Source organism: Phenylobacterium sp. Root700 (assembly GCF_001429025.1).
Taxonomy (GTDB): Bacteria; Pseudomonadota; Alphaproteobacteria; order Caulobacterales; family Caulobacteraceae; genus Phenylobacterium.
In genome coordinates this window covers 227,812-252,366 of sequence record NZ_LMHT01000022.1, presented here as the reverse complement: position 1 = coordinate 252,366, position 24,555 = coordinate 227,812, and the positions used below count along the sequence as shown (strand labels likewise).

At 67.0% G+C, this 24,555-nt stretch carries 25 protein-coding genes; 15 read left to right on the top strand and 10 right to left on the bottom strand.

Annotated elements, in window-relative coordinates:
• Nucleotides 1-8: 8 nt before the first annotated feature.
• From rseP to lpxB, 8 genes are read left to right on the top strand one after another with little or no spacing between them, the layout of a single operon-like run.
• Entirely contained in the window at nt 9-1,226 is a 1,218-nt protein-coding gene (gene rseP / locus ASE02_RS12060; protein ID WP_369818550.1) for an RIP metalloprotease RseP, read from the top strand.
• 29 nt (nt 1,227-1,255) lie between these two features.
• Nucleotides 1,256-3,646, top strand: coding sequence for an outer membrane protein assembly factor BamA (gene bamA / locus ASE02_RS12055; protein ID WP_056734465.1), 2,391 nt, complete (start codon nt 1,256-1,258; stop codon nt 3,644-3,646).
• Nucleotides 3,647-3,655: 9 nt separating this feature from the next.
• Nucleotides 3,656-4,300, top strand: a complete 645-nt coding sequence (locus ASE02_RS12050; protein ID WP_056734462.1) for an OmpH family outer membrane protein — start codon at nt 3,656-3,658, stop codon at nt 4,298-4,300.
• A 42-nt stretch (nt 4,301-4,342) separates the two neighbouring features.
• Entirely contained in the window at nt 4,343-5,359 is a 1,017-nt protein-coding gene (gene lpxD / locus ASE02_RS12045; protein WP_056734461.1) for a UDP-3-O-(3-hydroxymyristoyl)glucosamine N-acyltransferase, read from the top strand.
• On the top strand, nt 5,356-5,823 hold the full coding sequence (gene fabZ / locus ASE02_RS12040; protein ID WP_056734460.1) for a 3-hydroxyacyl-ACP dehydratase FabZ: 468 nt from the start codon (nt 5,356-5,358) through the stop codon (nt 5,821-5,823). Before lpxD ends, fabZ begins: the two co-directional genes overlap by 4 nt.
• On the top strand, nt 5,820-6,617 hold the full coding sequence (gene lpxA, locus ASE02_RS22345) for an acyl-ACP--UDP-N-acetylglucosamine O-acyltransferase (protein ID WP_056734458.1): 798 nt from the start codon (nt 5,820-5,822) through the stop codon (nt 6,615-6,617). Before fabZ ends, lpxA begins: the two co-directional genes overlap by 4 nt.
• Before the next feature lie 3 nt (nt 6,618-6,620).
• Entirely contained in the window at nt 6,621-7,463 is an 843-nt protein-coding gene (locus tag ASE02_RS22340; protein WP_056734455.1) for an LpxI family protein, read from the top strand.
• Entirely contained in the window at nt 7,460-8,620 is a 1,161-nt protein-coding gene (gene lpxB / locus ASE02_RS12025; protein ID WP_235536679.1) for a lipid-A-disaccharide synthase, read from the top strand. The genes ASE02_RS22340 and lpxB overlap by 4 nt, the downstream gene beginning before the upstream one ends.
• Before the next feature lie 141 nt (nt 8,621-8,761).
• Here lpxB and gltA read toward each other — a convergent pair whose 3' ends face one another.
• Complete coding sequence (gltA, locus tag ASE02_RS12020; RefSeq protein WP_056734450.1) at nt 8,762-10,042, bottom strand: citrate synthase; 1,281 nt, start codon at nt 10,040-10,042, stop codon at nt 8,762-8,764.
• Between the two features lie 54 nt (nt 10,043-10,096).
• Entirely contained in the window at nt 10,097-11,500 is a 1,404-nt protein-coding gene (gene gltX, locus ASE02_RS12015) for a glutamate--tRNA ligase (protein WP_056734448.1), read from the bottom strand.
• 121 nt (nt 11,501-11,621) lie between these two features.
• On the opposite strand from gltX, the gene ASE02_RS12010 reads away from it, so the two are divergent.
• Nucleotides 11,622-12,320, top strand: a complete 699-nt coding sequence (locus tag ASE02_RS12010; protein WP_162257166.1) for a DUF4131 domain-containing protein — start codon at nt 11,622-11,624, stop codon at nt 12,318-12,320.
• Between the two features lie 139 nt (nt 12,321-12,459).
• Here the strand turns inward: ASE02_RS12010 and lexA are convergent, their stop codons facing one another.
• The 4 genes from lexA to ASE02_RS11990 form a co-directional block, all read right to left on the bottom strand.
• Nucleotides 12,460-13,152 (bottom strand): transcriptional repressor LexA, encoded by a 693-nt coding sequence (gene lexA, locus ASE02_RS12005; protein WP_056734439.1) that lies wholly within the window; start codon nt 13,150-13,152, stop codon nt 12,460-12,462.
• A gap of 135 nt (nt 13,153-13,287) precedes the next feature.
• Nucleotides 13,288-14,076, bottom strand: a complete 789-nt coding sequence (trpC, locus tag ASE02_RS12000) for an indole-3-glycerol phosphate synthase TrpC (protein WP_056734437.1) — start codon at nt 14,074-14,076, stop codon at nt 13,288-13,290.
• Complete coding sequence (trpD, locus tag ASE02_RS11995; RefSeq protein ID WP_056734435.1) at nt 14,073-15,101, bottom strand: anthranilate phosphoribosyltransferase; 1,029 nt, start codon at nt 15,099-15,101, stop codon at nt 14,073-14,075. The genes trpC and trpD overlap by 4 nt, the downstream gene beginning before the upstream one ends.
• A 2-nt stretch (nt 15,102-15,103) precedes the next feature.
• Complete coding sequence (locus ASE02_RS11990) at nt 15,104-15,694, bottom strand: aminodeoxychorismate/anthranilate synthase component II (RefSeq protein ID WP_056734433.1); 591 nt, start codon at nt 15,692-15,694, stop codon at nt 15,104-15,106.
• Between the two features lie 79 nt (nt 15,695-15,773).
• Between ASE02_RS11990 and ASE02_RS11985 the strand changes: the two genes are divergently transcribed.
• Nucleotides 15,774-15,974 carry a hypothetical protein gene (locus ASE02_RS11985; RefSeq protein WP_056734431.1) on the top strand — a complete coding sequence of 67 codons (201 nt, stop codon included), beginning with the start codon at nt 15,774-15,776 and terminating at the stop codon, nt 15,972-15,974.
• On the opposite strand, the gene trpE is transcribed toward ASE02_RS11985, so the two are convergent.
• A complete protein-coding gene (gene trpE, locus ASE02_RS11980) occupies nt 15,971-17,503 on the bottom strand; it encodes an anthranilate synthase component I (protein ID WP_056734429.1) in 1,533 nt (510 codons plus the stop codon). The two genes, ASE02_RS11985 and trpE, sit on opposite strands and share 4 nt — an antisense overlap.
• A complete protein-coding gene (locus tag ASE02_RS11975; RefSeq protein WP_056734427.1) occupies nt 17,500-19,437 on the bottom strand; it encodes a peptidylprolyl isomerase in 1,938 nt (645 codons plus the stop codon). The genes trpE and ASE02_RS11975 overlap by 4 nt, the downstream gene beginning before the upstream one ends.
• Before the next feature lie 132 nt (nt 19,438-19,569).
• Between ASE02_RS11975 and tpiA the strand changes: the two genes are divergently transcribed.
• A complete protein-coding gene (tpiA, locus tag ASE02_RS11970) occupies nt 19,570-20,313 on the top strand; it encodes a triose-phosphate isomerase (protein ID WP_056734425.1) in 744 nt (247 codons plus the stop codon).
• A gap of 131 nt (nt 20,314-20,444) precedes the next feature.
• Here the strand turns inward: tpiA and ASE02_RS11965 are convergent, their stop codons facing one another.
• Nucleotides 20,445-20,858, bottom strand: coding sequence for a VOC family protein (locus tag ASE02_RS11965; RefSeq protein WP_056734423.1), 414 nt, complete (start codon nt 20,856-20,858; stop codon nt 20,445-20,447).
• Between the two features lie 34 nt (nt 20,859-20,892).
• Nucleotides 20,893-21,408, bottom strand: coding sequence for a GNAT family N-acetyltransferase (locus tag ASE02_RS11960; RefSeq protein WP_056734421.1), 516 nt, complete (start codon nt 21,406-21,408; stop codon nt 20,893-20,895).
• Nucleotides 21,409-21,520: 112 nt separating this feature from the next.
• On the opposite strand from ASE02_RS11960, the gene secG reads away from it, so the two are divergent.
• From secG to rpmF, 4 genes are all read left to right on the top strand, one after another.
• The gene (gene secG / locus ASE02_RS11955) at nt 21,521-21,940 is read left to right on the top strand and encodes a preprotein translocase subunit SecG (protein WP_056734419.1); all 420 of its coding nucleotides are present in this window, start codon (nt 21,521-21,523) and stop codon (nt 21,938-21,940) included.
• A 154-nt stretch (nt 21,941-22,094) separates the two neighbouring features.
• The gene (locus tag ASE02_RS11950) at nt 22,095-23,735 is read left to right on the top strand and encodes a CTP synthase (RefSeq protein ID WP_056734417.1); all 1,641 of its coding nucleotides are present in this window, start codon (nt 22,095-22,097) and stop codon (nt 23,733-23,735) included.
• A 10-nt stretch (nt 23,736-23,745) separates the two neighbouring features.
• Complete coding sequence (locus ASE02_RS11945) at nt 23,746-24,132, top strand: MmcQ/YjbR family DNA-binding protein (RefSeq protein WP_056734416.1); 387 nt, start codon at nt 23,746-23,748, stop codon at nt 24,130-24,132.
• A gap of 91 nt (nt 24,133-24,223) precedes the next feature.
• The gene (rpmF, locus tag ASE02_RS11940; protein WP_056734414.1) at nt 24,224-24,406 is read left to right on the top strand and encodes a 50S ribosomal protein L32; all 183 of its coding nucleotides are present in this window, start codon (nt 24,224-24,226) and stop codon (nt 24,404-24,406) included.
• Nucleotides 24,407-24,555: the final 149 nt, after the last annotated feature.

Sequence of the window (24,555 nt, the reverse complement as noted above, 5' to 3'; positions counted from 1 at the left end):
TACCGCCCGTGATCCAATTCATCCTCACCGCCCTGACATTCGTGGTCCCCTTCGTCCTGGTGCTGGGCCTGGTGGTGACCATCCACGAACTGGGCCACTTTCTGGCCGCCAAGAGCTTCGGCGTGGCCATCGACCGGTTCTCCATCGGCTTTGGCAAGGCGATCGCGTCCTGGACCGACAAGTCCGGCGTCGAATGGCGCGTCGGCTGGATTCCGCTCGGCGGCTATGTCCGCTTCTCGGGCGACGAGAACGCCTCCAGCGTGCCTGACCGCGAGAACCTCGAGAACCTCCGCCGCGAGATCGAGGCCGAGGAGGGGCATGACGCCGTCCGCCGCTATTTCCATTTCAAGCCGCTCTGGCAGCGGGCCATCGTGGTCGCCGCCGGGCCGTTGGCCAATTTCGCCCTGGCCATCGTGCTGTTCGCGGCCCTGCTGCTGGCGTTCGGCCAGTATGTGTTGCCGCCGAAGATCGCCTCTGTGCAGCCGGGCAGCCCGGCCGCGCGCGCGGGCTTCATGGCCGGAGACCTGGTGCTGAAGGCCGAGGGGCGGAGCATCAAGGGCTTCGACGAGCTGGCCCAGCTGGTCCAGGTTCGCGCCAATGTGCCGACTGACTTCGTGGTCGAGCGGGCAGGGCGCCAGATCGAGATCGTCGCCACCCCTGAATGGGTCGTGCGCAGCGACAAGGTCGCCGGCCAGCGGCGCCAGGGCATGCTCGGCCTCGCGCCGGCTCAGTCCAAGGCCGACTATGTCCATTTGACCTACAACCCGATCCAGGCCCTGGCCGGCGGTACGGAGCGTACGTGGCGCACGCTGGAGACCACGGTCTACTATCTGGGCCGCATGGTGACGGGCCAGGTGGCCGCCGATCAGCTCAGCGGTCCGCTGGGAATCGCGCGAACCTCGGGCAAGGTGGTGCAGGCTGGCGCCGCGGGGGCGCCTGACGTCGGGAGCATGATCCTCGGCGGCGGGGTCAATCTGCTCCAGCTCGCGGCGTTCATCTCAGTGAGCATCGGCTTCATGAATCTGTTGCCAATTCCCGTCCTGGATGGGGGTCATCTCCTGTTCTACGCCTATGAGGCGGTGGCGCGCCGGCCGGTCGCGGCGAAGGTGCAGGCCGCGGGCTACCGCGTGGGGCTTGCGCTGCTGCTGGGATTGATGTTGTTCGCCACCTGGAACGATCTGCAGCAACTGCGTGTGTTCAAAATCCTTGGCGGCGTGTTCTCCTGACCCGCCCTTTTCCGTTGACGGCTGATACGATGCAAAGAACCCGCGCCAACGGCGCCGCGCTCGCCTCCGGCCTCGCCCTGTTGATGGGGACGACGGCGCTCACCCTGCCTGGCGCCGTGCTGGCGCAGGAAGCGGCTCCAGCGCCTGCGCTCCAGGCCCAAGGCCAGCAGTCGGGCGTGGTGCAGCGGATCATCGTCCGCGGCAACGAGCGGATCGAGCAATCGACCGTCTTGTCCTATCTGCCGATCCAGCCCGGCGAGATCCTGGATCCGGCCAAGGCCGACCTGGCGCTGAAGACCTTGTTCCGCACCGACCTGTTCGCCGACGTGAAGATCGATCTTCAGGGCGCGGACATGATCGTCACGGTCGTCGAGAACCCGATCATCAACAAGGTGGTCTTCGAGGGGAACTCCGGCCTCAAGGAGGAGAAGCTGCGCGACGAGGTCACCGTCCGCCCGCGCGGGATCTTCACCCGCGCCAAGGTGCAGCAGGACGTCCAGCGCATCGTCGAGCTCTATCGCCGGTCGGGCCGGATCTCGGCCACCGTCACGCCGAAGATCGTCGAACTGCCGCAAAAGCGCGTCGACCTGATCTTCGAGATCAATGAAGGCCCCAAGAGCGGGGTGCTGCGCGTCAACTTCCTGGGCAACAAGGAATTCTCGGACAACGACCTGCGCGACGTGGTCGTGACCGAGCAGACCAGCTGGTACAAATTCTTCTCGACCAACGCGAACTACGATCCGGACCGGCTCGAGTACGACAAGGAACAGCTGCGCAAGCACTACCGCAACCGCGGCTTCTATGACTTCCGCGTGGCCTCGGCGATCGCCGAGCTGGCCCCGGACAAGAACGGCTTTGCGATCACCTACACCCTCGAAGAGGGCCAGGAGTACAAGTTCGGCAAGATCTCGGTCGAGACCGAACTCCAGAAGCTCGACAAGAACGTCCTTCAGCAGCTTGTCCCGATCCGCTCGGGCGAGATCTATCAGGACGAGAAGATCGAGCAGGCCACCGACTCGCTGACCTTCGCGGCCGGCGCGGCGGGCTTTGCGGCGGTGGACGTGCGTCCGCGCTACACGCCCAACCGCGAAACCGGCCTGGTCGACGTGGTCTTCCAGGTTCGTGAAGGGCCGCGGGTCTATGTCGAGCGCATCGACGTGACCGGCAACACCCGCACCCTGGACTACGTGATCCGCCGCGAGTTGAACCTGGTCGAGGGCGACGCCTACAACCGCGCCCTGGTCGACCGCTCGCGCAACAACATCCGCGCCCTGGGCTTCTTCAAGGACGTCACCATCGACGAGGTGCCAGGTTCGGCGCCCGATCGGACCGGCCTGCAGGTCAAGGTCGAAGAGCAGCCCACGGGCGAACTGTCGTTCAGCGCCGGCTATTCCTCGGTCGACCAGCTGGTGCTCGACCTGGGCGTCACCGAACGGAACTTCCGCGGCCGCGGCCAGAGCGTTCGCGCACGGGTTTCAGTGGGTTCGCTGCGTCAGCAGATCGACTTCGGCTTCACCGAGCCGCGCTTCCTGGGTCGCGATCTCGGGGCCGGCGTCGACCTCTATTCCTATCGCTACGACCTGACGGAATACTCGGCCTACAAGACGGTCACGGTCGGCGGCAACATCCGCATGGCCTTCCCGCTGACGCTGAATTCGCGGATGTCGACGCGCTATACGCTGCGTCAGGAAGACGTGCAGATCGACTCTTCCTACTGCGATCCGAACGCGCCGCTGGTGTCGCTGTCGCTCTGCGCCCAGCGCGGCCAGTATCTGACGTCGTTGGTCGGCTACACCTACCTGTACGACCGTCGGAACGACCCGATCAATCCGACCCGCGGCTACCGCTTCGACATCAGCCAGGATCTGGCCGGTATCGGCGGCGACGTGAACTATCTCAGCACTGAAGTGACCGGCGGCTGGTGGCACGGGTTCAGCAAGGACTTCATCCTCAACGTGACGGCCCAGGGCGGTTACATCGCTGGCTGGAGCGGGGACACGGTTCGCGTCAACAGCCGCTTCTACAAGGGCGGCAACAACTTCCGCGGCTTCGAGACGGCCGGTATCGGCCCGCGCGACACCAACTTCGGCCGCTCCGACTCGCTCGGCGGGCGGGCCTACGCCATCGGCTCGGCCGAACTGACGATCCCGACCTTCCTGCCCGAGCAGTACGGGATCAAGGCGGCGCTGTTTACCGACGTCGGCACGCTTGGCCTGCTCGACGACAAGGACAAGCTGAAGGCCGACGGCACGGTCGACCCGTTGATCCACGACGACCTGGCCCTGCGCGCCTCGGCCGGTCTCTCGGTCTTCTGGCGCTCGCCGATGGGCCCGATCCGATTCGACTTCAGCCAAGTTTTGGCCAAAGAAGACTACGACAAGACCGAAACGTTCCGGTTCTCCACCTCAACCAGGTTCTGATAACTCCTCATGACGATCAAAGCCCTCGTCGCGGCGACCTGCGTCGCCGCCATCACCGCGTCCATGTCGACCGCGGCCTTCGCGCAAGCCGCCGCGCCCGCCGCCGCGGCCCCGACGGTCAGTCATGGCCCGGCGATCCCCGGCGTTTGCGTGGTCTCGCTGGAAGGCGCGATCACCACCTCGACGGTCGGCAAGTACGTCCAAACCCGGTTGCAGCAGATCGCCACCCAGGTTCAGGCAGAACTGAAGGCTGAAGAAGCCGCCCTTCAGAACGAAGCCAAGACGCTTGAAGGCCAACGCGCGACCCTCGACCAGAACACGCTCGAGACCCGCGCCTCGGCCCTGCAGGTCAAGGCCAACGCCTTCCAGCGTAAGGCTCAGCTGCGCGAGCGCGAGCTCGGCGCGACCCAGCAGAAGGCGATTGGCCGCGTCGGCCAGGAGCTCGACCCGATCATCCGTCAGGTCTATCAGTCGCGTCAGTGCAGCATGTTGCTGAACCGTGACTCGGTGGTCATCGCCAACCCGGCCATGGATATCAGCCAGCCGGTCGTCACGGCGCTGAACGCGAAGATCACTCAGTTCGCGTTTGATCGGGAACGTCTGGACCAGGCGGTCGCCCCCGCGCAAACTCCGGCGCCCGCGACCCGCAAGTAGGGCCCGACTCGCGATAAAGGCGGGGGGAGCCGAAGGATTTCGATGCCCGACCCCCGCTTCTTTGAAGACCTTGGCCCTGTCACGCTCGCCGATCTGGCGAGTCTGACAGGCGCCGAACTCCTCGTGTCAGACCATGGTTCGCGCCAGGTGCGCGCCGTGGCGGTGCTCGCCAGCGCCCAGCCCGACACCATCACCTTCCTGACCGACCGCAAGTACGCCCCCGACCTGGCCGCGGCCAAGGCCGGCGCGGTGTTCGTCATGGCGCGTGACAAGGACCTGGTTCCTGAAGGCTGCGCAGCCCTGGTGACGCCTCTGCCGCAGGCGGCCTACGCCGCCGCCGCCAACCGCCTGCACCGTCCTCGACGGCATTGCGGCGACCTGGCGGTCTCGTCCGACGCGGTGCTCGAGGAAGACGTCGTTCTGGCGCCCGGCGTCGTGGTCGGTCCTGGCGCGCGGATCGGCGCGCGGACGGAGATCGGCGCCAATACGGTCATCGGACCCGGCGTCGCCATTGGCCGCGACTGCGTGATCAGCGCCAACGTGACGCTGGGCTTCGCCCTGCTGGGCGACCGCGTGCGGATCCTGGCCGGCGCCGTGATCGGCGAGCCGGGTTTCGGCGCGGCGGGCGGCGCCAAGGGCGTGGTCGACATTCCGCAACTCGGCCGCGTGATCTTGCAGGACGGCGTCACGGTCGGCGCCAACACCTGCATCGATCGCGGGGCCTTTGACGACACCTCGATCGGCGAGAACACCAAGATCGACAACCTGGTGCAGATCGCCCACAACGTGCGCGTGGGACGAAACTGCGTCATGGCCGCTCACACCGGCATTTCGGGCAGCGTCGTCATCGGTGACGGCGCGGCCTTTGGCGGCCGAGCGGGCGTCGCCGACCATGTCAACATCGGCGACGGCGCCCAGGTGGCGGCCGCGGCCGGGGTTTTCCGTGATATCCCGGCAGGCGAAACCTGGGGCGGTGTCCCTGGTCAGCCTATTCGCCGTTGGATGCGTGAAGTCGCGTGGCTCTCGAGATCGGCCAACCGCAAGGGAGCGGATAAATGAGCAATGACGCGGCCGTGGCCGAACCCACTATCGACATCGCCGAGATCATGGAGCGGATACCTCACCGGTATCCCTTCCTGCTGGTCGATCGGGCCGAGGAATATCGCCAGAACGAATCCATCGTCGGCATCAAATGCGTGACCATCAACGAGCCGTTCTTCCAGGGGCACTTCCCGGACTATGCGGTGATGCCTGGCGTGCTGATCGTCGAGGCGATGGCCCAGACCGGCGCGGTCCTGATGTCGAAGTCGCTGAACGTCGACCGGGTGGGCAAGACCATTCTGTTCACCTCGGTCGACAACTGCCGCTTCCGCCAACCGGTACGTCCTGGCGACGTGCTGAAGATGCACGTCAAGGTCCTGCGCGCGCGTGGCGGCCTGTTCAAGTTCCAGGGCAAGGCGCTGGTGGGCGACAAGACCGCCGCTGAAGCCGAGTTCGCAGCCATGCTGGTGGAGACCCCATGAGCGTCGAGGTCCATTCCAGTTCGGTCGTAGACCCCAAGGCGCAACTGGCCGACGGCGTCGTGATCGGCCCGTTCTGCACGGTCGGCCCCAATGTGAAGCTGGGCGCGCGGACCAAACTGGCCTCCCACGTGGTTGTCGACGGCTACACCACGGTCGGCGAGGACAACGTCCTCTATCCGTTCGTGATGCTGGGCGGGCCGCCGCAACACACCGCCTATAAGGGCGAGCCGACCGAACTGGTGATCGGCGATCGCAACCTGATCCGCGAACACGCCACCATGAACACCGGCACCGCCGGCGGCGGCGGCGTGACCAAGGTGGGTTCGGACGGCCTGTTCATGATCGAGAGTCATGTCGGCCACGACTGCGTTGTCGGCGACCAGGTGATCTTGACCAAGCAGGCGACCCTGGGCGGTCACTGCGAGATCGGCGATTTCGTGATCGTCGGCGGCCTGGCGGCCGTGCACCAACGCACCCGGGTGGGGCGTCACGCCATGATCGGCGGTCTGGCCGCCGTGGTGAAGGACGTCATCCCCTACGGCTCGGTCTGGGGCAACCACGCCCACCTGGAAGGCCTGAACCTGCTTGGCCTGAAGCGTCGCGGCTTCAGCCGTGAGAGCATCAACATCATGCGAGCGGCCTATCGCATGCTGTTCGCCGACGAGGGCACCTTCCAGGAGCGGCTCGACGACACGGTCGAGACCTATTCCGGCAGCCCCGAGGTGATGGAAATCATCGACTTCATCCGCGCCGACGCCAGCCGTCCGCTGTGCCTGCCGGTACGGGAGATCTAGGTCGTGCAGAAACTTGGCCTCATCGCCGGCGGCGGCAACCTGCCGGTCGAGATCGCGCAGCACTGCGAACAGGCCGGCCGGCCGTTCTTCATCGTGCGGCTCAAGGGCTTTTCCGGTCCCGAGATCGCCCGCTATCCCGGCGCCGACATCGGCCTGGCCGAGCTGGGCAAGTGCTTCAAGGCGCTCAAGCGCGCCGGCTGCAAGGCCGTGACCCTGGTCGGGACCGTGGACCGGCCCGATTTCAAGTCGCTCACGCCGGACCTGCGCGGCCTGTTGGCCTTGCCGAGCGTGATCGCCGCGGCGCGTAAGGGCGACGACGCCCTGTTGCGGGCCCTGGTCGGGGAATTCGAGAAGGAAGGCTTCGCCGTCGAAGGCGCTCACGAGGTGATGGGCGACCTGACCCTGCCGGTCGGCGCGCTCGGCGCCGTGACGCCCAACGAACAACAGATGGCCGACGTCGAGCGCGCCCTGACGGTCGCACGCGCCATCGGTGAGCTGGATGTGGGGCAGGGGGCCGTGGTCTGCGACGGCCTGGTCCTGGCGGTCGAGGCTCAGGAGGGCACCGACGCCATGCTGCGACGGGTGGCCGAACTGCCCCGCACGATCCGCGGCGGCCCCGACGCGCCGCGCGGCGTGCTGGCCAAGGCGCCCAAGCCGATCCAGGAAACCCGTATCGACCTGCCGACCATCGGCCTGAACACCATCCGGCGTGCGGCCCAGGCCGGGCTGGCGGGCGTTGCTGGCCAGGCCGGCGGCCTGCTGGTGCTGGACCGCGACGCCGTCATCCAACTGGCCGACGAGCTTGGCCTGTTCGTGGTCGGCGTGGAGCCGCCGGCGGCGCCGTGACCAAACAGCTATGCGTCATGCTGGTCGCCGCCGAGGCTTCGGGGGATGACCGTGGCGCGGGGCTGGCGCAGGCGTTGCGACGTCGGCTCGGGGATGGCGTGCGCTTTGTCGGCGTCGGCGGCGAGCGGATGGCCGCTGAAGGGGTCGTAAGCCCCTTCGATATCTCCCAGCTGTCGATCCTGGGCCTCCTGGAGGGGCTGTTGGCCTATCGCCGGGTGATGGCGCGGGTTGAGGACACTGTGGCCCTGGCGGTCCGCGAGAAGCCCGACGTGGTGGTGCTGATCGACTCCTGGGGGTTCACCCTGCGCGTCGCCCAGCGTCTGCGGAAGCTCGACCCGAAACTGCCCTTGGTGAAGTACGTGGCGCCCCAGGTCTGGGCGACGCGTCCGGGCCGGGCCAAGACCCTGGCCGCGGCGGTGGACCATCTGCTGTCGATCCACGTGTTCGACGCGCCCTATTTTGAAGCCGAGGGTCTGCCCACGACCTTTGTCGGCAACTCGGCCCTGACCATCGACTTCTCGGTGGCGGACGGCGATCGGCTGCGTCGCCGGCTCGGCGTGCGCCAGGATGCTCCGCTGCTGCTGGTGCTGCCGGGCAGCCGTCCGGGCGAGATTTCGCGCATCCTGCCGCCGTTCGCCGAGGCGGTCGCCATTCTCAAGGCCGCGCGACCTGATCTTGAAGTCGTGATCCCGGCTGCTCCGACCGTCGCCGAGGCCGTCAAGGCGCAGGCCGGGGCCTGGGCCCACGTTGTCGAGGGGGAGAGCGCCAAGCTCGACGCCATGAAGGCCGCCACCGTGGCCCTAGCCTGCTCAGGCACGGTGACGACGGAGTTGGCCCTGGCCGGCGTTCCGATGGTGGTCGGCTATCGCCTGGGCGCCCTGACCCACGCGATCCTGAAGCATTTGATCCGGACGCCCTACATCACCCTGTTCAATATCGCGGCTAAGGCTTTCGTGGCGCCTGAACTGGTGCAGGACGACTGCAATGGCCCAGCCCTGGCGCGCGAGATCTCCAAGCGTCTGGATGATCCGGAACTGCGCCGCCGCCAGGCCCAGGCGCAGAGCGAGGCCCTGGTGACCATGGGGCGCGGCGGGCCAAACCCCTCAGAAGCCGCCGCCGATGCGGTGTTGAAGCTGTTGGCGGAGCGCAAGGCCTAGAGCCGAGCTCGACGTCCGACCGCCTCTCAGTTGGTCGTCACCGGGGGCGGCCATGACGATCTGAAGAGGATGCTCGCCCCACAACGAAAAATGGCCTGGCTCGCGGGAGCCAGGCCATCATTCTAGGTGCGTCTGAAGCGTTTAGCGCTTGTCGACGGGGACGTAATCGCGAGCCGGGGCGCCGGTGTAGAGCTGGCGCGGACGGCCGATCTTCTGCGACGGATCCTCGATCATTTCCTTCCACTGCGAGATCCAGCCCACGGTGCGGGCCAGAGCGAACAGCACGGTGAACATCTCGGGCGGGAAGCCCAGAGCGCGCAGGGTGATGCCCGAGTAGAAGTCGACGTTCGGGTAGAGCTTGCGTTCGATGAAATACGGATCGCTCAGGGCGACCTTTTCCAGCTCCATCGCGACCTTCAGCAGCGGGTCATCCCCGTGGCCGACTTCGGCGAGCACTTCGTGGCAGGTCTTCTGCATCACGGTCGCGCGCGGGTCGTAGTTCTTGTAGACGCGGTGACCGAAGCCCATCAGGCGATAGCGGCGATCCTTAACACCTTGAACGTACTCAGGAATGCGATCGACGGTGCCGATCTCCTTGAGCATGTTCAGCGCTTCTTCGTTCGCGCCGCCGTGGCTCGGGCCCCAGAGGCAGGCGATGCCGGCCGCGATGCAGGCGAACGGATTGGCGCCCGACGAACCGGCCAGACGGACGGTCGAGGTCGAGGCGTTCTGTTCATGGTCGGCGTGCAGGATGAAGATGCGGTCCATGGCCCGCGTCAGCACCGGGTTCGGCTTCCAATCCTCGGCCGGGACCGAGAAGCACATGCGCAGGAAGTTTTCCGAATAGGACAGGTCGTTGCGCGGGTGCACGAACGGCTGGCCACGGAAGTACTTGAAGGCGCGCGCCGCGATCGTCGGCATCTTGGCGATCAGCCGGTGCGACGAGATCATCCGTTGTTCCGGATCATCGACGTTGGTGCTGTCGTGATAGAAGGCCGACAGAGCGCCGACGGCGCCGACCATGATCGCCATCGGGTGAGCATCCCGACGGAAGCCCATGAAGAACCTATCGAACTGCTCGTGCAGCATCGTGTGATAGGTGATGTTGTGTTCGAAGGTCTCGAATTCCTTGGCGTCCGGCAGTTCGCCGTTCAGCAGGAGGTAGCAGACCTCCAGGAAGCTCGATTCTTCAGCCAACTGCGCGATCGGATACCCGCGGTGCAGCAGGACGCCCTTGTCGCCGTCGATGAAGGTGATCTTGCTTTCGCAGCTCGCCGTCGACGTGAAGCCGGGGTCGTAGGTGAAGACGTCGGCTTCGGCGTACAGCTTTCGGATATCAACGACGGCAGGACCGTCGGTTCCCTTCAGGATCGGCAACTCGACGGTCTTGCCGTCGAAATTCACTTTAGCCGTATCGCCCATGCCATCCCTTCCGCATGTAATATTAAACGCCTGTTCGGCGAGCCTTATACCGCCTTACGCGGCTTGTGAAAGCGCGTCGTCAAGGCGCCCTAAACTTTCCGATTTTCCCAAGCTCACAAGGGCTCCGGCCAGGTCTGGCGCAGGTGACCCTCCTGAGAGAACACCGCGCAGAGCCGGGCCGAACTTGCCCATGCCGACGCCTTCGCTTTCGGCGAAGCTGCGCAGGGCCGCTTCCAGGTCGGAGACCTCCCAGGCGGCCTGAGCCTCGAGCGCCTGGCGCAGGCGTCCCAGCCGCGCACGGGTCTCTTCGCTCAGCATGCCCTTGATCTTCTCGGGCAGTTCCAGCGGCCGGCGCTTGAGCGCGAAGACCGTGGCGTCGGTGAGTTCGAGCATGGTCTTGGCGCCGTCCCGCACCAGCGGGATGGTGCGCAGCAGGATGTCCTGGTCGCCGTCATGCAGGGCGTGGTCGCGGCTCTTGTGGATCGCGGTCACGAGGTCCGCGAGCCGGCCGATTTCGGCCTGCCGGATATAGTGGTTGTTGAGGTGGTTGAGCTTGTCCCAGTCGAGGCGGGCCGGCGCGCCGACCACGTCTTCCAGTTCGAACCAGGACGCGGCCTGGTCGTCGGAAAAGATCTCGTCATTGCCATGGCCCCAGCCCAGCCGGGCCAGGTAGTTGCGCATGGCTTCGGGCAGGTAGCCCATGTCGTCGAATTCGCTGACCGCCTGGGCGCCGTGGCGTTTGGACAGCTTCTTGCCGTCCGGGCCGTTGATCATCGGCAGGTGGGCCCAGACCGGAACTTCCCAGCCCAGGGCTTCGTAGATCTGCGTCTGGCGCGCGGCGTTGTTCAGGTGGTCGTCGCCGCGAATGACGTGGGTGATCCCCATCTCATGGTCGTCGACGATGACGGCCAGATTGTAGGTCGGCGTCCCATCGGTCCGCAGCAGGATCAGGTCGTCGAGATCCTTGTTCTGGAAGGTGACGTCGCCCTTCACCTTGTCGCGGACCACGGTCTCGCCCTCTTGCGGGCTCTTGAACCGGATCACGTGCGGGCGGTCGTTGAAATTGGCGCCCGAGTCGCGCCAGGGCGAGCGGATGGCGCGGCCTTCGGCGCGCGCGATCTCGCGCTCGGCCGAGGTTTCCTCGATCGTCATGTAGCAACGATAGGCGTTACCCTTGGCGAGCAGTTCCTGGGCGGCCAGGACGTGGCGCTCGGCGCGCGCGAATTGGAAGACCGGTTCTTCGTCCGGAGTCAGGCCCAGCCACGCCAGACCATCGAAGATCACCTGGACGGCGGCCTCGGTCGAGCGCTCCCGATCGGTGTCCTCGATGCGCAGGAGGAACTTGCCGCCGGTGTGCTTGGCGTAAAGCCAGTTGAAAAGCGCCGTCCGTGCCGTGCCTATATGCATAGAGCCGGTGGGCGAGGGGGCGATCCGGGTGACGACGGGACGGTCGGACATAGAACTCGTGGGTATGGCTGACGCAGGGGCGCACGGGGTGCGCGCGGCGCCTCTTAGCACGACGTTTCGTGACCGTCCTAGCATTTGCCGCATCGCAGCATGGTGGCGCGATCAAGCTCTCGTGCAGTCTGATCGATGGACCTTGTGGACGCCTGTGGCCTTCGGGATTGGGGCGGCGATCTATCTGGCGCTCCCGGCTGAACCCCCGGCGGCCGTGGGGTTCGCGGTCCTGGCCCTGGCCGGGGCCCTGGTGGCGGCCTGCGCGCGCTGGAGTCTCGGCCGGCCGCTGACGATCGCGCTCAGTCTCACAGCCTTCGCGCTGGCGGGGTTCGCGGCCGGCAAATTGCGGACCGACAGCGTGCGGGCGCCGATCGCTCCGGCCGGGGGCGGGGTGCGGACGATCGAGGGCTTTGTCGTCGACGTGGCCAGTCCTGGCCAGGGCGGGCCGCGATTGCTGTTGGCGCCGATCCAGATCAGCGGGCTGTCGCCTGCGGAAACGCCGATCCGGGTGCGGGTGACGCTGCAGGATGACGATACGCTGCCGGCGCCGGGAACCGTGGTCTCGGTACGGGGAATGCTGAACGCGCCGCCGCCGCCGCCGCCGGCCAGTCCGGGATCCTACGACTTCGCCCGTGACGCCTTCTTTGACGGCATCGGCGGGGTCGAGACCAGCCATGACTGCGATCGCTGGTCCTGCGCGCCGAGAGCCGGCGTGGCGACGCCGCGGGTGGCGGCCATCATGACCCGACGCGCCTCGACCATCGTGCGCAAGCTGCCGCTGTTCTGCGACTGGGCCGAGGTGGTGATCGTGCGGGGCTAGGCGCCTGCGTGCCCCAAGGCGCTGACCCTGACAGAGGCCGACTTCGCCCGCGGCGGATCAGCCGAGCTCCATCGGACGCCGGCGGGGTGGCGGGTGGTCTGGGCGCAGGACCTTCGCGGCCAGCGCCCCTGGACCGGCCCTAGTGGTAGCGACGGATGAGGCCGACGAGCCGGCCCTGAACCTGAACCTGGTCGGGACCGAAGATGCGGGTCTCGTAGGCCGGGTTGGAGGCTTCAAGCGCGATCGACGCGCCCTTGCGGCGCAGGCGTTTCAGGGTGGCTTCCTCGCCCATCACCAGGGCCACGACGATGTCGCCGGAATTGGCCGAGTCGGTGCGACGGATCACGACATAGTCGCCGTCGAGAATGCCGGCGTTGATCATCGAGTCGCCCTGGACCTCCAGAACGAAGTGCTCGCCCGCGCCCAGCATGGTCTCGGGCACCGGAAGCCGGTCGCGTTCCTGCTGGATCGCCTCGATGGGCGTGCCGGCGGCGATGCGGCCGAGGATCGGCAGGTCGCGGGTGTCGTTGGCGACCGGCAGGGGCGGCGCGTCGCCCGGATCGACCAGTTGCGGCTTGAAGGGCGAGCGGCCCTTGGGCGGCGCGGTCGTGGTCGCCTGCTGCGGCAGCTTCACCACTTCCAGAGCCCGCGCCCGGTGGGGCAGGCGGCGTAGGAAGCCGCGCTCCTCCAGCGCCGTGATCAGGCGGTGAATGCCGGACTTGGACGCCAGATCGAGCGCCTCCTTCATCTCGTCGAACGACGGCGAGACGCCGGTTTCCTTGATCCGCTCATGGATGAACATGAGAAGTTCGTGCTGCTTACGGGTGAGCATGGCCTAGGAGCCCTTGGAGAACAAAGCGCAAACGTTACGAATGTTCTCTAGGTGTTCCTGGTTAATGTCAAGTTACCGCCGAGCCTTTGAAAGGCTTAGCTTTTTCCGACCGTTCGGAACGAAGTTGGCGCCGACTCAGCCCAGCAGGGCGCGGGTGGCGGCCGTGACGTCGGCCTGGCGCATCAGGCTCTCGCCGACCAGCATCGCCCTGGCGCCGGAGCGTTCGAGGCGGGTGACGTCGAGGGCGGTGAAGATGCCGCTTTCGGTGACCAGCAGGGCGTCGGCGGGGGCGGCCGGAGCCAACCGCTCGGTGATCGCCAGGTCGGTCTCGAAGGTGCGCAGGTTGCGGTTGTTCACCCCGACCAGCTTCGCGCCCAGCTTGCCGGCGCGCGCCATCTCGTCCTCGTCATGGACCTCGACCAGGGCGTCCATGCCCAGGCGCGCGGCCTCGGCCATCAGTTCGGCGGCGACGACGTCGTCGACCATGGCCAGGATCACCAGGATGGCGTCGGCCCCCAGAGCGCGAGACTCGGCGACCTGCCAGGGATCGACCAGGAAGTCCTTGCGGATGGCGGGCAGGGCGACGGCGTCGCGGGCGGCGGCCAGGAAGCTGTCGGCGCCCTGGAAACTCGGCCCATCGGTCAGCACCGACAGACAGGCCGCGCCGCCGGCCTCGTAGGCCTGGGCCAGGGACGGCGGATCGAAGTCTTCGCGGATCAGGCCCTTCGAAGGCGAGGCCTTCTTGATCTCGGCGATCAGGGCGAGCTTTCCGGGCGCGTGCGCGCGCTCCAGCGCCTTGCGGAAACCACGGGGCGGGGAGGCGGCCTGGGCCGCGGCCTCTAGCTCGGCCAGGCTGCGCAGGGCCTTACGCTCAGTGACCTCGTCGCGCTTGTAGGCGGCGATCTTGTCGAGGATGTCGCTCATGCCACGCTCTGCGGTTCGGAGGTGAGCTCGATGAGCTTGGCCAGGGCGGCCTTGGCGCGGCCGTCGTCGAGGATCTGGGCGGCCAGGTCGACCCCGTCGCGCAGGGTCTCGACCTGTTCGCCGACCAGGAAAGCCGCGGCGGCGTTGAGCAGCACGATGTTGCGGTAGGCGCCCTTGGCGCCGTCCAGCAGTTCGCGCAGCGCCACGGCGTTCTGGGCCGGGGAGCCGCCGGTGATGTCGGCCAGGGCCGCGCGGGGCAGGCCGACGGCCTCCGGCGTGACGGTGAAGAGCCGGACCTGACCGTCGCGATATTCGGCGACGCTGGTCTCGCCGGTGATGGTCATCTCGTCCATGCCGCCGCCGTGAACGACCCAGGCGCGTTCGGCGCCCAGAGCGCCCAGCACCCGGGCCAGGGGCTCGACCCAACGGTCGGCGAACACGCCCATCACCTGACGCTGCGCGCCGGCCGGATTGGTCAGCGGACCGAGCAGGTTGAAGATGGTGCGGAAGCCGAGGTCGGTGCGGATCGGCGCCACATGCCGCATGGCGCTGTGGTGGGCCGGCGCGAAGAAGAAGGCGACATTGGCCTCGTCCAGGGCGCGGAGCTGCTGCTGCGCCGAGGCCGCGACATTGACGCCTAGTTCGGCCAGCACGTCGGCCGCGCCGGAGCGCGAGGAGACGGCGCGGTTGCCATGCTTGGCGATCTTGAGGCCGCCGCCGGCGGCGACGAAGGCCACCGCGGTCGAGACGTTGAGGGTGTGGAGCCCGTCGCCGCCGGTCCCGCAGACGTCCATGACCTGGAACGGGTGGTCGAGCGTGATGGCGGCCTTGCGCATGGCGCGGGCGCAGGCGGTGATCTCGCCGGTCGTTTCGCCGCGCATGCGCATGGCGGTGACGGCGGCGGCGACCTGGGCGGGAGTGGGCTCGCCGCGCAGGCAGGCGGCGAAGAACTCGCCGGCGTCGTCCTCGGTGAGGGTGCCGCCGTCAGCCAGGCGGCTCAGGAGCGGCTTGAATGCGTCTGACATGTTTAGGCGTCGACCTGGGGCTCAACGCCCGCGAGCTTGAGGAAGTTGGCCAGCATGGCGTGGCCGCCCTCGGTGGCGATGGATTCGGGGTGGAACTGCACCCCGTGGATCGGCCGGTTGCGATGCTGGAAGCCCATGATCTCGCCGTCTTCCGTCCAGGCGGTCACTTCCAGCACCGGGGGCAATGTCGATTTCTCGACCGACAGGCTGTGATAGCGGGTCGCGGTGAACGGGTTGGGCAGGCCGGCGAAGAGGCTCTTGCCCTCGTGGATGATCGGGCTGGTCTTGCCGTGCATCACATGCTTGGCGCGGACCACGTCGCCGCCATAGGCCTGGCCGATGGCCTGGTGGCCGAGGCAGACCCCAAGGATCGGCAGGTCGACGGGGGCGGCCTCCAGCAGGGCCAGGCAGATGCCGGCCTCGTTGGGGGTGCAGGGACCGGGCGACAGCAGCACGCCCTGGGGCTTGAGGCCAAGGGCCTCTTCGACGCTCAGCGCGTCGTTGCGATAGACCAGCGTCTCCGCGCCCAGTTCGTTCAGATAGTGAACCAGGTTGTAGGTGAAGCTGTCGTAGTTATCGATCACCAAGATCATCAGATTTCTCTAGGCTCCGCTTGGCTTGCCGCCAAGGCCCCGGATTGCGGACGAGGCCCGTTCACCGGATGTTGTGGTCATGTCGCCGCCCGATTCTGTCCTCGACCCTGAACAGATGGCCTATGCCAGAGCGCTCCTGCGAGCGCCGGTGGCGCGTGAACGCGTGTGGCCCGCCCTGGCGGCGGCTGGGTTCGCGGCTATCGCCGCCCTGGCCCTGGCCGGGGCCATGATCATGGCCCCGCCAGTGACCACCCAGCACGTGGTCGAGCGCACGCCCTAGACGAATCGCCAGGACTCTTCGGCGGCGCGGCGCAGGGCTCGGGCCTTGTGCAGGGTCTCGTCGTATTCGGCGTCCGGATCGCTGTCGGCGACCACGCCGCCGCCGGACTGGACGTACATCTGGCCGTCCTTGAAGCAGGCGGTGCGCAGGACGATGCAGGTGTCCACCGAGCCGTCGGCGCCGAAGTAGCCGACCGCGCCCGCATAGGCGATGCCGCGCTTTTCCAGCTCCAGTTCGTCGATGATCTCCATCGCCCGCACCTTGGGCGCGCCGGACAGCGTGCCGGCGGGCAGGGCGGCCATCAGCACGTCGATGGGGTCCAGGCCCTCGGGGGCGTCGCCCTCGACGTTGGAGACCAGGTGCATGACGTGGCTGTAGCGCTCGACGAAGAACGAGTCGGTCACCCGCACGCGGGCTCCGCGCGAGGGCTGCGGCGGTTCGTTGGAACCGGTGCTTTTCAGCATGGCGACGCGGCCCACGTCATTGCGGCCCAGATCGAGCAGCATCAGGTGCTCGGCGCGTTCCTTGGGGTCGGCCATCAACTCGGCCTCGAGCGCGCGGTCCTCTTCGGCCGTGGCGCCGCGCGGACGGGTGCCGGCGATCGGACGGATGGTGATCTTGCCATCGCGCAACCGCACCAGGATCTCAGGCGAGGAGCCCGCGAGCTGGAAGTCGCCGAAGTTCAGATAGAACAGGAACGGCGAGGGGTTCGTCCGCCGCAATGACCGATAGAGCGCGAACGGGTCGTGCGCGAAGGGCGCGCGGAACCGGTGGCTGGGCACGACCTGGAAGATGTCGCCGGCCAGGATGTACTCCTTCGCCCGCGCCACGATGCGGTGATAGTCCTCGCGGCTCACCGGGGTGGTGAAGCTGTCGGGCTGCGGCGTCGCGGTCCCGGCCAGCGGCGGGGCCGACCCGCGCAGGTCGGCGACGACTTCGGCCAGGCGGGCCTTGGCGTCGTCATAGGCCGCCTTGGCGGTGATCTCCGAGGGCCGGACCGTCGTGACCAGGATGATCTCCTGGGCGATGGCGTCGAAGATCGCGATCATCGAGGGCCGGATCATCAGGCCGTCGGGCAGGTCCAGCGGGTCGGGATTGATGTTCGGCAGCCGCTCGACCAGCCGGATCATGTCGTAGCCGATGGCCCCGAACACGCCGGCCGACATCGGCGGCAGGCCTTCAGGAAGGTCCAGACGCGAGCGCGCCACCAGGTCGCGGAGCGAATCGAGCGCTCCGCCGGCCTGGGATTGGAAGCGCCCGGCCTCGATATCGGGGCCGACCGCGATCTCGGCCTGATCGCCCCGGCATCTCCAGACGAGATCGGGCTTCATGGCGATGACGGAGTAGCGGCCCCGATGGGCGCCGCCCTCCACCGATTCGAACAGGAAGGCGTAAGGCCGTCCGTGAGCGATCTTCAGATAGGCCGAGACCGGGGTCTCGAGATCGTCGATCAGACGGGTCCAAACGACCTGCGGCGCCCCTTGAGAGTATTTCGCCTCAAAGTCCGCAAACGCAGGATCGATCGTCACTTCGCCTTCTCCGCCGTACCCGCCGCACCGGCGGTCTTGTCGCTGCCGATGGGCGGGAGGCCGAGAGCCACGCGCGCCTTGTCGGGATAGATCTTGGTCTTCACTTCGGTCCGGGCGGCCTTGCGGGCCGCGGCGCCGAGGTCGCGGAACAGGGCCATGGTGACCTGCGGCCGCGCATCCTCGGTGATCCGGGCCAGGGTGGAACCGGACGGCGCGCGGACGGCTTCCAGCTTGCCGACGATCAGGCCGAACTGCGTGCCTTCGGCCGTGAAGATCTCGCCGGGCTTGGCGCCGAAGGCCTTCATTAGAGCGTCACGCGACAGCGCGGTGTTCTGCGCCGCGTTCTGACGGTCGATGCCGGCGACGCGGGCGACCTTGGAGCCAGCCGCCGCGGCGACAGTCTCCAGGCTTTCGCCCTTGCGCAGACGGGCGGCGTACTCGTCGGCGCGGGTCTGCAGGCGCTTCAGCATCTCGGTCATCATCCACACCCGGGTCAGGTCCGGCTTCACCTCGGCCAGTGCGGGCAGGGCCTTGGGGAGGATCCGCTCGACGCGGACGGCGTAGTATTCGCCGTTGCCGGCGTCCTGGACTTCGCTCTCGCCGCCGGCCGGCAGGCCGTAGGCGATTTCGAGCAGCTTGGGCGTCACGCCGGCGACCGGCTGGCCTTGCGGGCCTTGGCCCTGCTGGCTGACCGGGCCGATGGTGATGGTCGGCACGCCGGCCTTCTTGGCCGCTTCGGCCAGGTTGGAGCCGCCGCCGCGAGCTTCGTCATAGGCTTGGCTCAGCGCGTAGACCTTCTCGGCCGCGGCGTCCTTGCGCAGTTCAGCTTCGATCTGCGGGCGGATCTGATCGAGGGTGATCGTTTGTCCGGGGACGACGTTGACGACCTTCACCACGGCCATGCCCAGGTCACCCTGGAGGGCGGGCGAGACCTCGCCGGCCTTGAGGCCGAAGGCCGCCGCGGCGACGCGCTTGTCGGCGATGGCGCTCTGCGGCTTGTCGACATAGTTGATCGCTTCGACGCCAAGGGACTTGGCGACCGCCGAGGGATCTTCACCCTTGGCCAGGCGGGCGGCGACGGCCTGGGCCGTCGCGGCGTCCTTGACCGGGATCTGGACCAGCGAGCGGGTCTCGGGCTTGTTCAGGGTGTCCTTACGGAACTGGAAGCGCTTCTGAACCTCGGCCTCGTCGATCGGCAGGTTGGCGCTGACCATGGCGGGACTGAACGCCACCACCGTGAGCACGCGGAACTCGGGCCGGGTAAGTTGGGCGGCCTTTTCCTTCATGAAGGCGTTGAGCTGGGCGTCGGTCGGCAGGGCCGGCGGGGCGACGCTGCGCGGGTCGATCATGAAGTAGCCGACGTCGCGCGATTCCATCTCGTAGACGGCGCCCAGGGCGCTGTAGGCGCGGGGCACCCGCAGGCCGTTGACCATGGCCGAGACCGTATGGGATTCGGCGATCTGGTCGCGCATCAGGGTGTCGAAGCGCGCCGGCGTCAGGCCGTTCTCGCCCAGACGTTGCGCGTAGAGCGCCTTGTCGAAGGCGCCGGAGATCGGGTTGAAGAAGGCCGGGATCTTGCGCAGCTCGCCGCTGACCAGGCGGTCCGACGGACGGATGCCGATCTTCTCCAGCATCGCGCCGAAGGCCTCGCGAGTCGCGATTTCCTCCATCAGGCGCTTATCCAGACCAAATTGAACGGCCTGCTCGAGCGAGATGGGCTGCTTGGTCTGTTCCTCGGCGCCCTTGCGGAAATTATCGAACTCCCGCCGGAAGTCGGGACCGGCGACATGGCGCGAGCCAGCCTTGATCACATCGTTGGTGTAGTTGCCTTTGAAGGCGTCGTTGATGCCGAAGATCGCGAAACTGACGACCAGGAGGCCGATCAGCACAGCGGCGACCCAGGATTTGGCGAACTTGCGGGTTGCGGACAGCATTTGACCTTCCGGAGCCTCTTCGGCGCGAACGTGGAAGGCGGGTATAGTGGAGTGGACTTCCCCCCCGCAAGCGCGTGACAGAATGAACGGCTTGGCTTAACGCGCCTGTGTCCAGAAAAACGTGAGGCCAAGATGACTTCTCCGACCCCTTTGATCGCCGGCAACTGGAAGATGAACGGGGTCGCCGCGTCGCTGTCGGAAGCCCAGGCGGTCGCCGCCGGGATCGGTGCGACCACGGCCCGCGTCGCGATCTGCCCGCCGGCCACGCTGATTGCGCAGGCGGCCTGGGCGGTTAAGGGAACGGCTCTGCTGCTCGGCGGACAGGACTGCCGGGCCGAGACCTCCGGCGCCTTCACCGGCGATGTTTCCGCTGAAATGCTAAGCGACGCCGGGGCCAGCCTGGTCATCCTGGGCCACTCCGAGCGCCGCGCCGGCTATGGCGAGACCGACGCCCTGGTGGCCGCCAAGGTCGAGGCGGCCCTGCGCGCGGGTCTCGAACCCATCGTCTGCGTCGGCGAGACCCTGGAAGAACGCAAGGCCGGCAAGGCGCTGGAGATCGTCACCGGGCAGGTGAGGGGCTCGCTGCCGGCCGTCCTGGACGGCAAGGCGTTTTCGGTCGCCTACGAGCCGGTCTGGGCCATCGGCACCGGCCTGACGCCGACCACGCCGGAGATCGAGGAGGTCCATGTGGCCATCCGGGCGACGCTGGTCGAAATCTTCGGCGACCACGGCAAGGTCCCGCCGATTCTCTATGGCGGGTCGGTGAAGCCCTCGAACGCCGCCGAAATCCTGCACGCGGCCGAGGTTGGCGGCGCGCTGGTCGGCGGTGCCTCGCTGAAGGCCGAGGATTTCCTGGGAATCATCTCGGCGCTCTAGGCGGCCCAGTCGTCATCCTCCGGTCGTCTGAAAGACGATCCGGGGGACGCTGGCGGCGGCCCATCAAGTTCGGCGACTCAGCTTGGGTCCGCCGGATCAGCCTTTGGCTGCCCGGAGGATGACGAAGCTGGCTAAACGGAAGGCCCCTTCAGCTCAACCATATTGCCCTCCGGATCGAGGACGTAGAGCGACATCCCATCGCCCTCGGCGCCGTAACGCTCGCCCTCCAGGGCGATCGCGACGCCGTGCGCGGCCAGGTGGGCGCGGATCGCGGCCTCGTCGAATGGGCGGATCGCCAGCGCGAAGTGATCGAGATTGCGGCCCTCGTCGCCCGGCGCTTCGCCGCCCAACTTGCCCAAGGGGCCGTCCACGGTGATCAGGTCGATCAGGGAGGCGCCCACGCGGATATGGGTCAGGCCGAGCTCGGGGCGATCCCAATCCACCGGACAGCCCAGGACGTCGCGATAGAAGGCGATCATTCGATCCTTATCGACCACGCGCAGGACGATGTGGTCGAAGCCGGCGGGGCGGATTGGATTTGTCATGGTCTGTCTGAGATAGGCGGCCGGCGCGGCGACGCTAGAGCAGAAGGCCGAATAGCCGGCAGTCGCGGTGCTCGCCGTCGCGCAGGACGTGGCCCCGCAGCAGGCCTTCCTCCTCGAAACCCAGCTTCTCGAGCAGGGCGTCGGAACGGAGGTTGCCGAGGTGGGTGCGGGCCGACAGCCGCCGTACGCCCATCGCGGCGGCATAGGAGATCACCGAGCGGGTGGCTTCCAGCGCATAGCCCTGGCCCCAGACGTCGCGCCCGAGCAGGAAACCGATCTCCGCCCGCTTGTGCCAGCGGTCGATGTCGGACAGATCGCAGGCGCCTAGGAAGGTTGCGCCGTCGAGGGTGCGGATCGTCCAGTGGAAGGCCTTGCCCGAGGCGGTGTCGGCCACCTGTCCCTCGACGATGGCGCGGACTAGGTCCGGATCGTCGATCTCGGGGATGTCCCAGTGGGCCATGACCTCCGGATCATTCAGGATCGGAAACAGGAATTCGGCGTCTGAGACCTGCAGAGGCCTCAGGCTCAGGCGTTGGGTTTCGAGAATCATGGACTTGGCCTGACGGATACGACGCCCTAGCTATGGCCTTGTGCGCCGCCTGATGGTAGAGCGCGCGCTTCATTTCGGCACGGGCGACCGGTCGAAGGCATCGGATATATCAATGCTGCTCGGCATTTTGCTCACCATCCACGTCATCGTCTGCGTCTCGCTGATCGCGGTCGTCCTGTTGCAGCGCTCAGAAGGCGGCGCACTGGGCATGGGCGGTAGCAACACTGGCTTCATGACCGCGCGCGGCGCCGGCGACCTGCTGACCCGCACGACCTGGATCCTGGGTTCGGTCTTCTTCATCCTCAGCCTGGTGCTCACCCTGCTGGCCGGCCGTGAGCGCGGCGCCTCCTCGGTCGTCGACCGGGTGAAGGTCGAAGGCATCGATCCCAACAGCCTGAACCGCCCGGCCGTTCCGACGCCCACCGCGCCGGCGCCGACCAGCCCGAGCGACGCGCCCGCGCCGCTGACGGCTCCGACCCCGCAGGTTCGCAATCCCTTCACCGGCGATCAGCCGGCGCCGTCCAACCCCTAAGTCCAGAGTGATCGTGAGACCTTCCCAAAAGCCGCCTCGGCGGCTCACTCTGCGTTTGCGCGTACGTCTTGGCGCACATCACTCCACACTTTCCACAGCCTTTGGCGAATCGCCGCAGGGCGCCCAACGCGAATCACGGCTAACCTGAACGCCCATGACCCGGTACATTTTCATCACCGGCGGCGTGGTCTCCTCCTTGGGAAAAGGTCTCGCTTCCGCCGCTCTCGGCGCATTGCTGCAGGCTCGTGGCTATAAGGTCCGCCTGCGCAAGCTCGATCCCTATTTGAACGTCGATCCGGGGACGATGAGTCCCTATCAGCACGGCGAGGTCTTCGTGACCGAGGACGGCGCTGAGACGGACCTCGATCTGGGGCACTACGAGCGCTTCACCGGCGTGAACGCCACCAAGGCCGACAACATCACCACCGGCCAGATCTACAAGACCATCATCGAGAAGGAACGCCGCGGCGACTATCTGGGCGCGACCGTCCAGGTGATCCCGCACGTCACCGATGAGATCCGCAACTTCGTGCTCAGCGATCCGGGCGAGGGCGTCGACTTCGTGCTGGTCGAGATCGGCGGCACGGTCGGCGACATCGAAGGCCTGCCGTTCTTCGAGGCGATCCGCCAGCTTGGCCAGGAGCTGCCGCGCGGCCACGCCTGCTATATCCACCTGACGCTGCTGCCGTATATCAAGACGGCCGGCGAGATGAAGACCAAGCCGACCCAGCACTCCGTCAAGGAGCTGCGGTCGATCGGCATTCAGCCCGACATTTTGCTCTGCCGCTGCGAACAGCCGATCCCGGACAGCGAGCGTCGCAAGATCGGCCAGTTCTGCAACGTCCGCGAAAGCGCCGTGATCCAGGCGATGGACTCGCCGAACATCTATCACGTGCCGCTCGACTATCACGCCCAGGGTCTGGACCGCGAAGTGCTGGCCGTGTTCGGCCTGACCGAGACCGCGCCGGCGCCGGACCTGTCGCGCTGGGAGGGCATCTCCCACACCCTGACCAACCCCGACGGCGAGGTGAACATCGCCATCGTCGGCAAGTACACGGCCCTGACCGACGCCTATAAGTCGCTGATCGAGGCGCTGGTGCACGGCGGCGTCGCCAGCAACGTCCGGGTCAAGTTCGACTGGATCGAGGGCGAGGCCTTCGAGCGCGAGGAAGGGCTGATCTCCGAGCGCCTGACCGGCGTTCACGGGGTCCTGGTGCCCGGCGCCTTCGGCGAGCGCGGTTCGGAAGGCATGATCCGCGCGGTGCGGTTCGCGCGTGAACATGAGGTGCCTTACTTCGGCATCTGCTTCGGCATGCAGATGGCGATGATCGAGGCGGCGCGGAATCTGGCCGGCATCAAGCAGGCCTCCTCGACCGAGTTCGGCCCGACGTCGGAACCGATCGTCGGCCTGATGACCGAGTGGACCCGCGGCAACGAGCGCGAGACCCGCAAGGAAGGCGATAACCTGGGCGGCACCATGCGCCTGGGGTCCTACGACGCGGTCCTGACGGCCGGCTCCAAGGTCTCGCAGATCTATGGCGGCACGGCGATCAGCGAGCGCCACCGCCATCGCTACGAGGTCAATATCGGCTACCGCGAGGCCATCGAGAACACCGGCCTGACCTTCTCGGGCCTGTCGCCGGACGGCGTGCTGCCCGAGATCTGCGAGCGCTCGGACCATCCCTGGTTCATCGGCGTGCAGTTCCACCCGGAACTGAAGAGCCGCCCGTTCGATCCGCACCCGCTGTTCGCCAGCTTCATCGGCGCGGCCAAGGAACGTTCGCGCCTGGTCTAGGTGGTTTTCCATGACCGGCGGAGGGCGCTATCCTCCGGTCATGCTCACCCCCGACGACGTCAGACGCATCGCGCTGGGCCAGCCGGAGGCCTATGAGGCCGACCACCACGGCATGCCGTCGTTTCGCGTGGGCAAGAAGATCTTCTGCACGATCCACCAGGATCAACCGCGCGCCATGCTGAAGCTCGATCCTGAGGATCAGCGGAACCTCTGCGAGGCGGACCCCGGCGTGATCGAGGCCGTGGCCGGCTATTGGGGCGCCAATGGCTCGACTTTCGTCTGGTTTGAGAAGGTCGAGGCCGGGCGATTCGCCGATCTGATGTGGATGGCCTGGGCGCAGGTTGCGCCAAAACGCCTTGTAGCCTTGGCTTCCACAAGGATTTACAAGGGCGGTTGAAACCAAGGCCGATTTCCGGCATACACCCGCGCTCACGTCGGCGGCCTGTCGTTTGGCCGCCGTCTCCATTTTTACGCCTGCGAGATTCCCCATGGCCGTTCCGAAACGCAAAGTATCCCCGTCGCGGCGCAACATGCGGCGTTCGCACCACGCCCTCGGCGCCAACTCCTATGTCGAAGACAAGGAAACCGGCGAACTGAAGCGTCCCCACCACGTCGATCTGAAGACCGGCATGTATAAGGGCCGTCAGGTCATCACCCCGAAGGAAGACTAGTCCTTCTCGAGGGCCGCGCTCGCGCGCCTGAGCCCTTGAAGGTCTGAGCTATCCAAATCCCCCGTCCGGGTTCCGGGCGGGGGATTTTGCTTGCGCGCTTTGCGCCTGGGCGCCGGGCCCAAGATTGCCACCTTTCTCGAAGGTGGCTA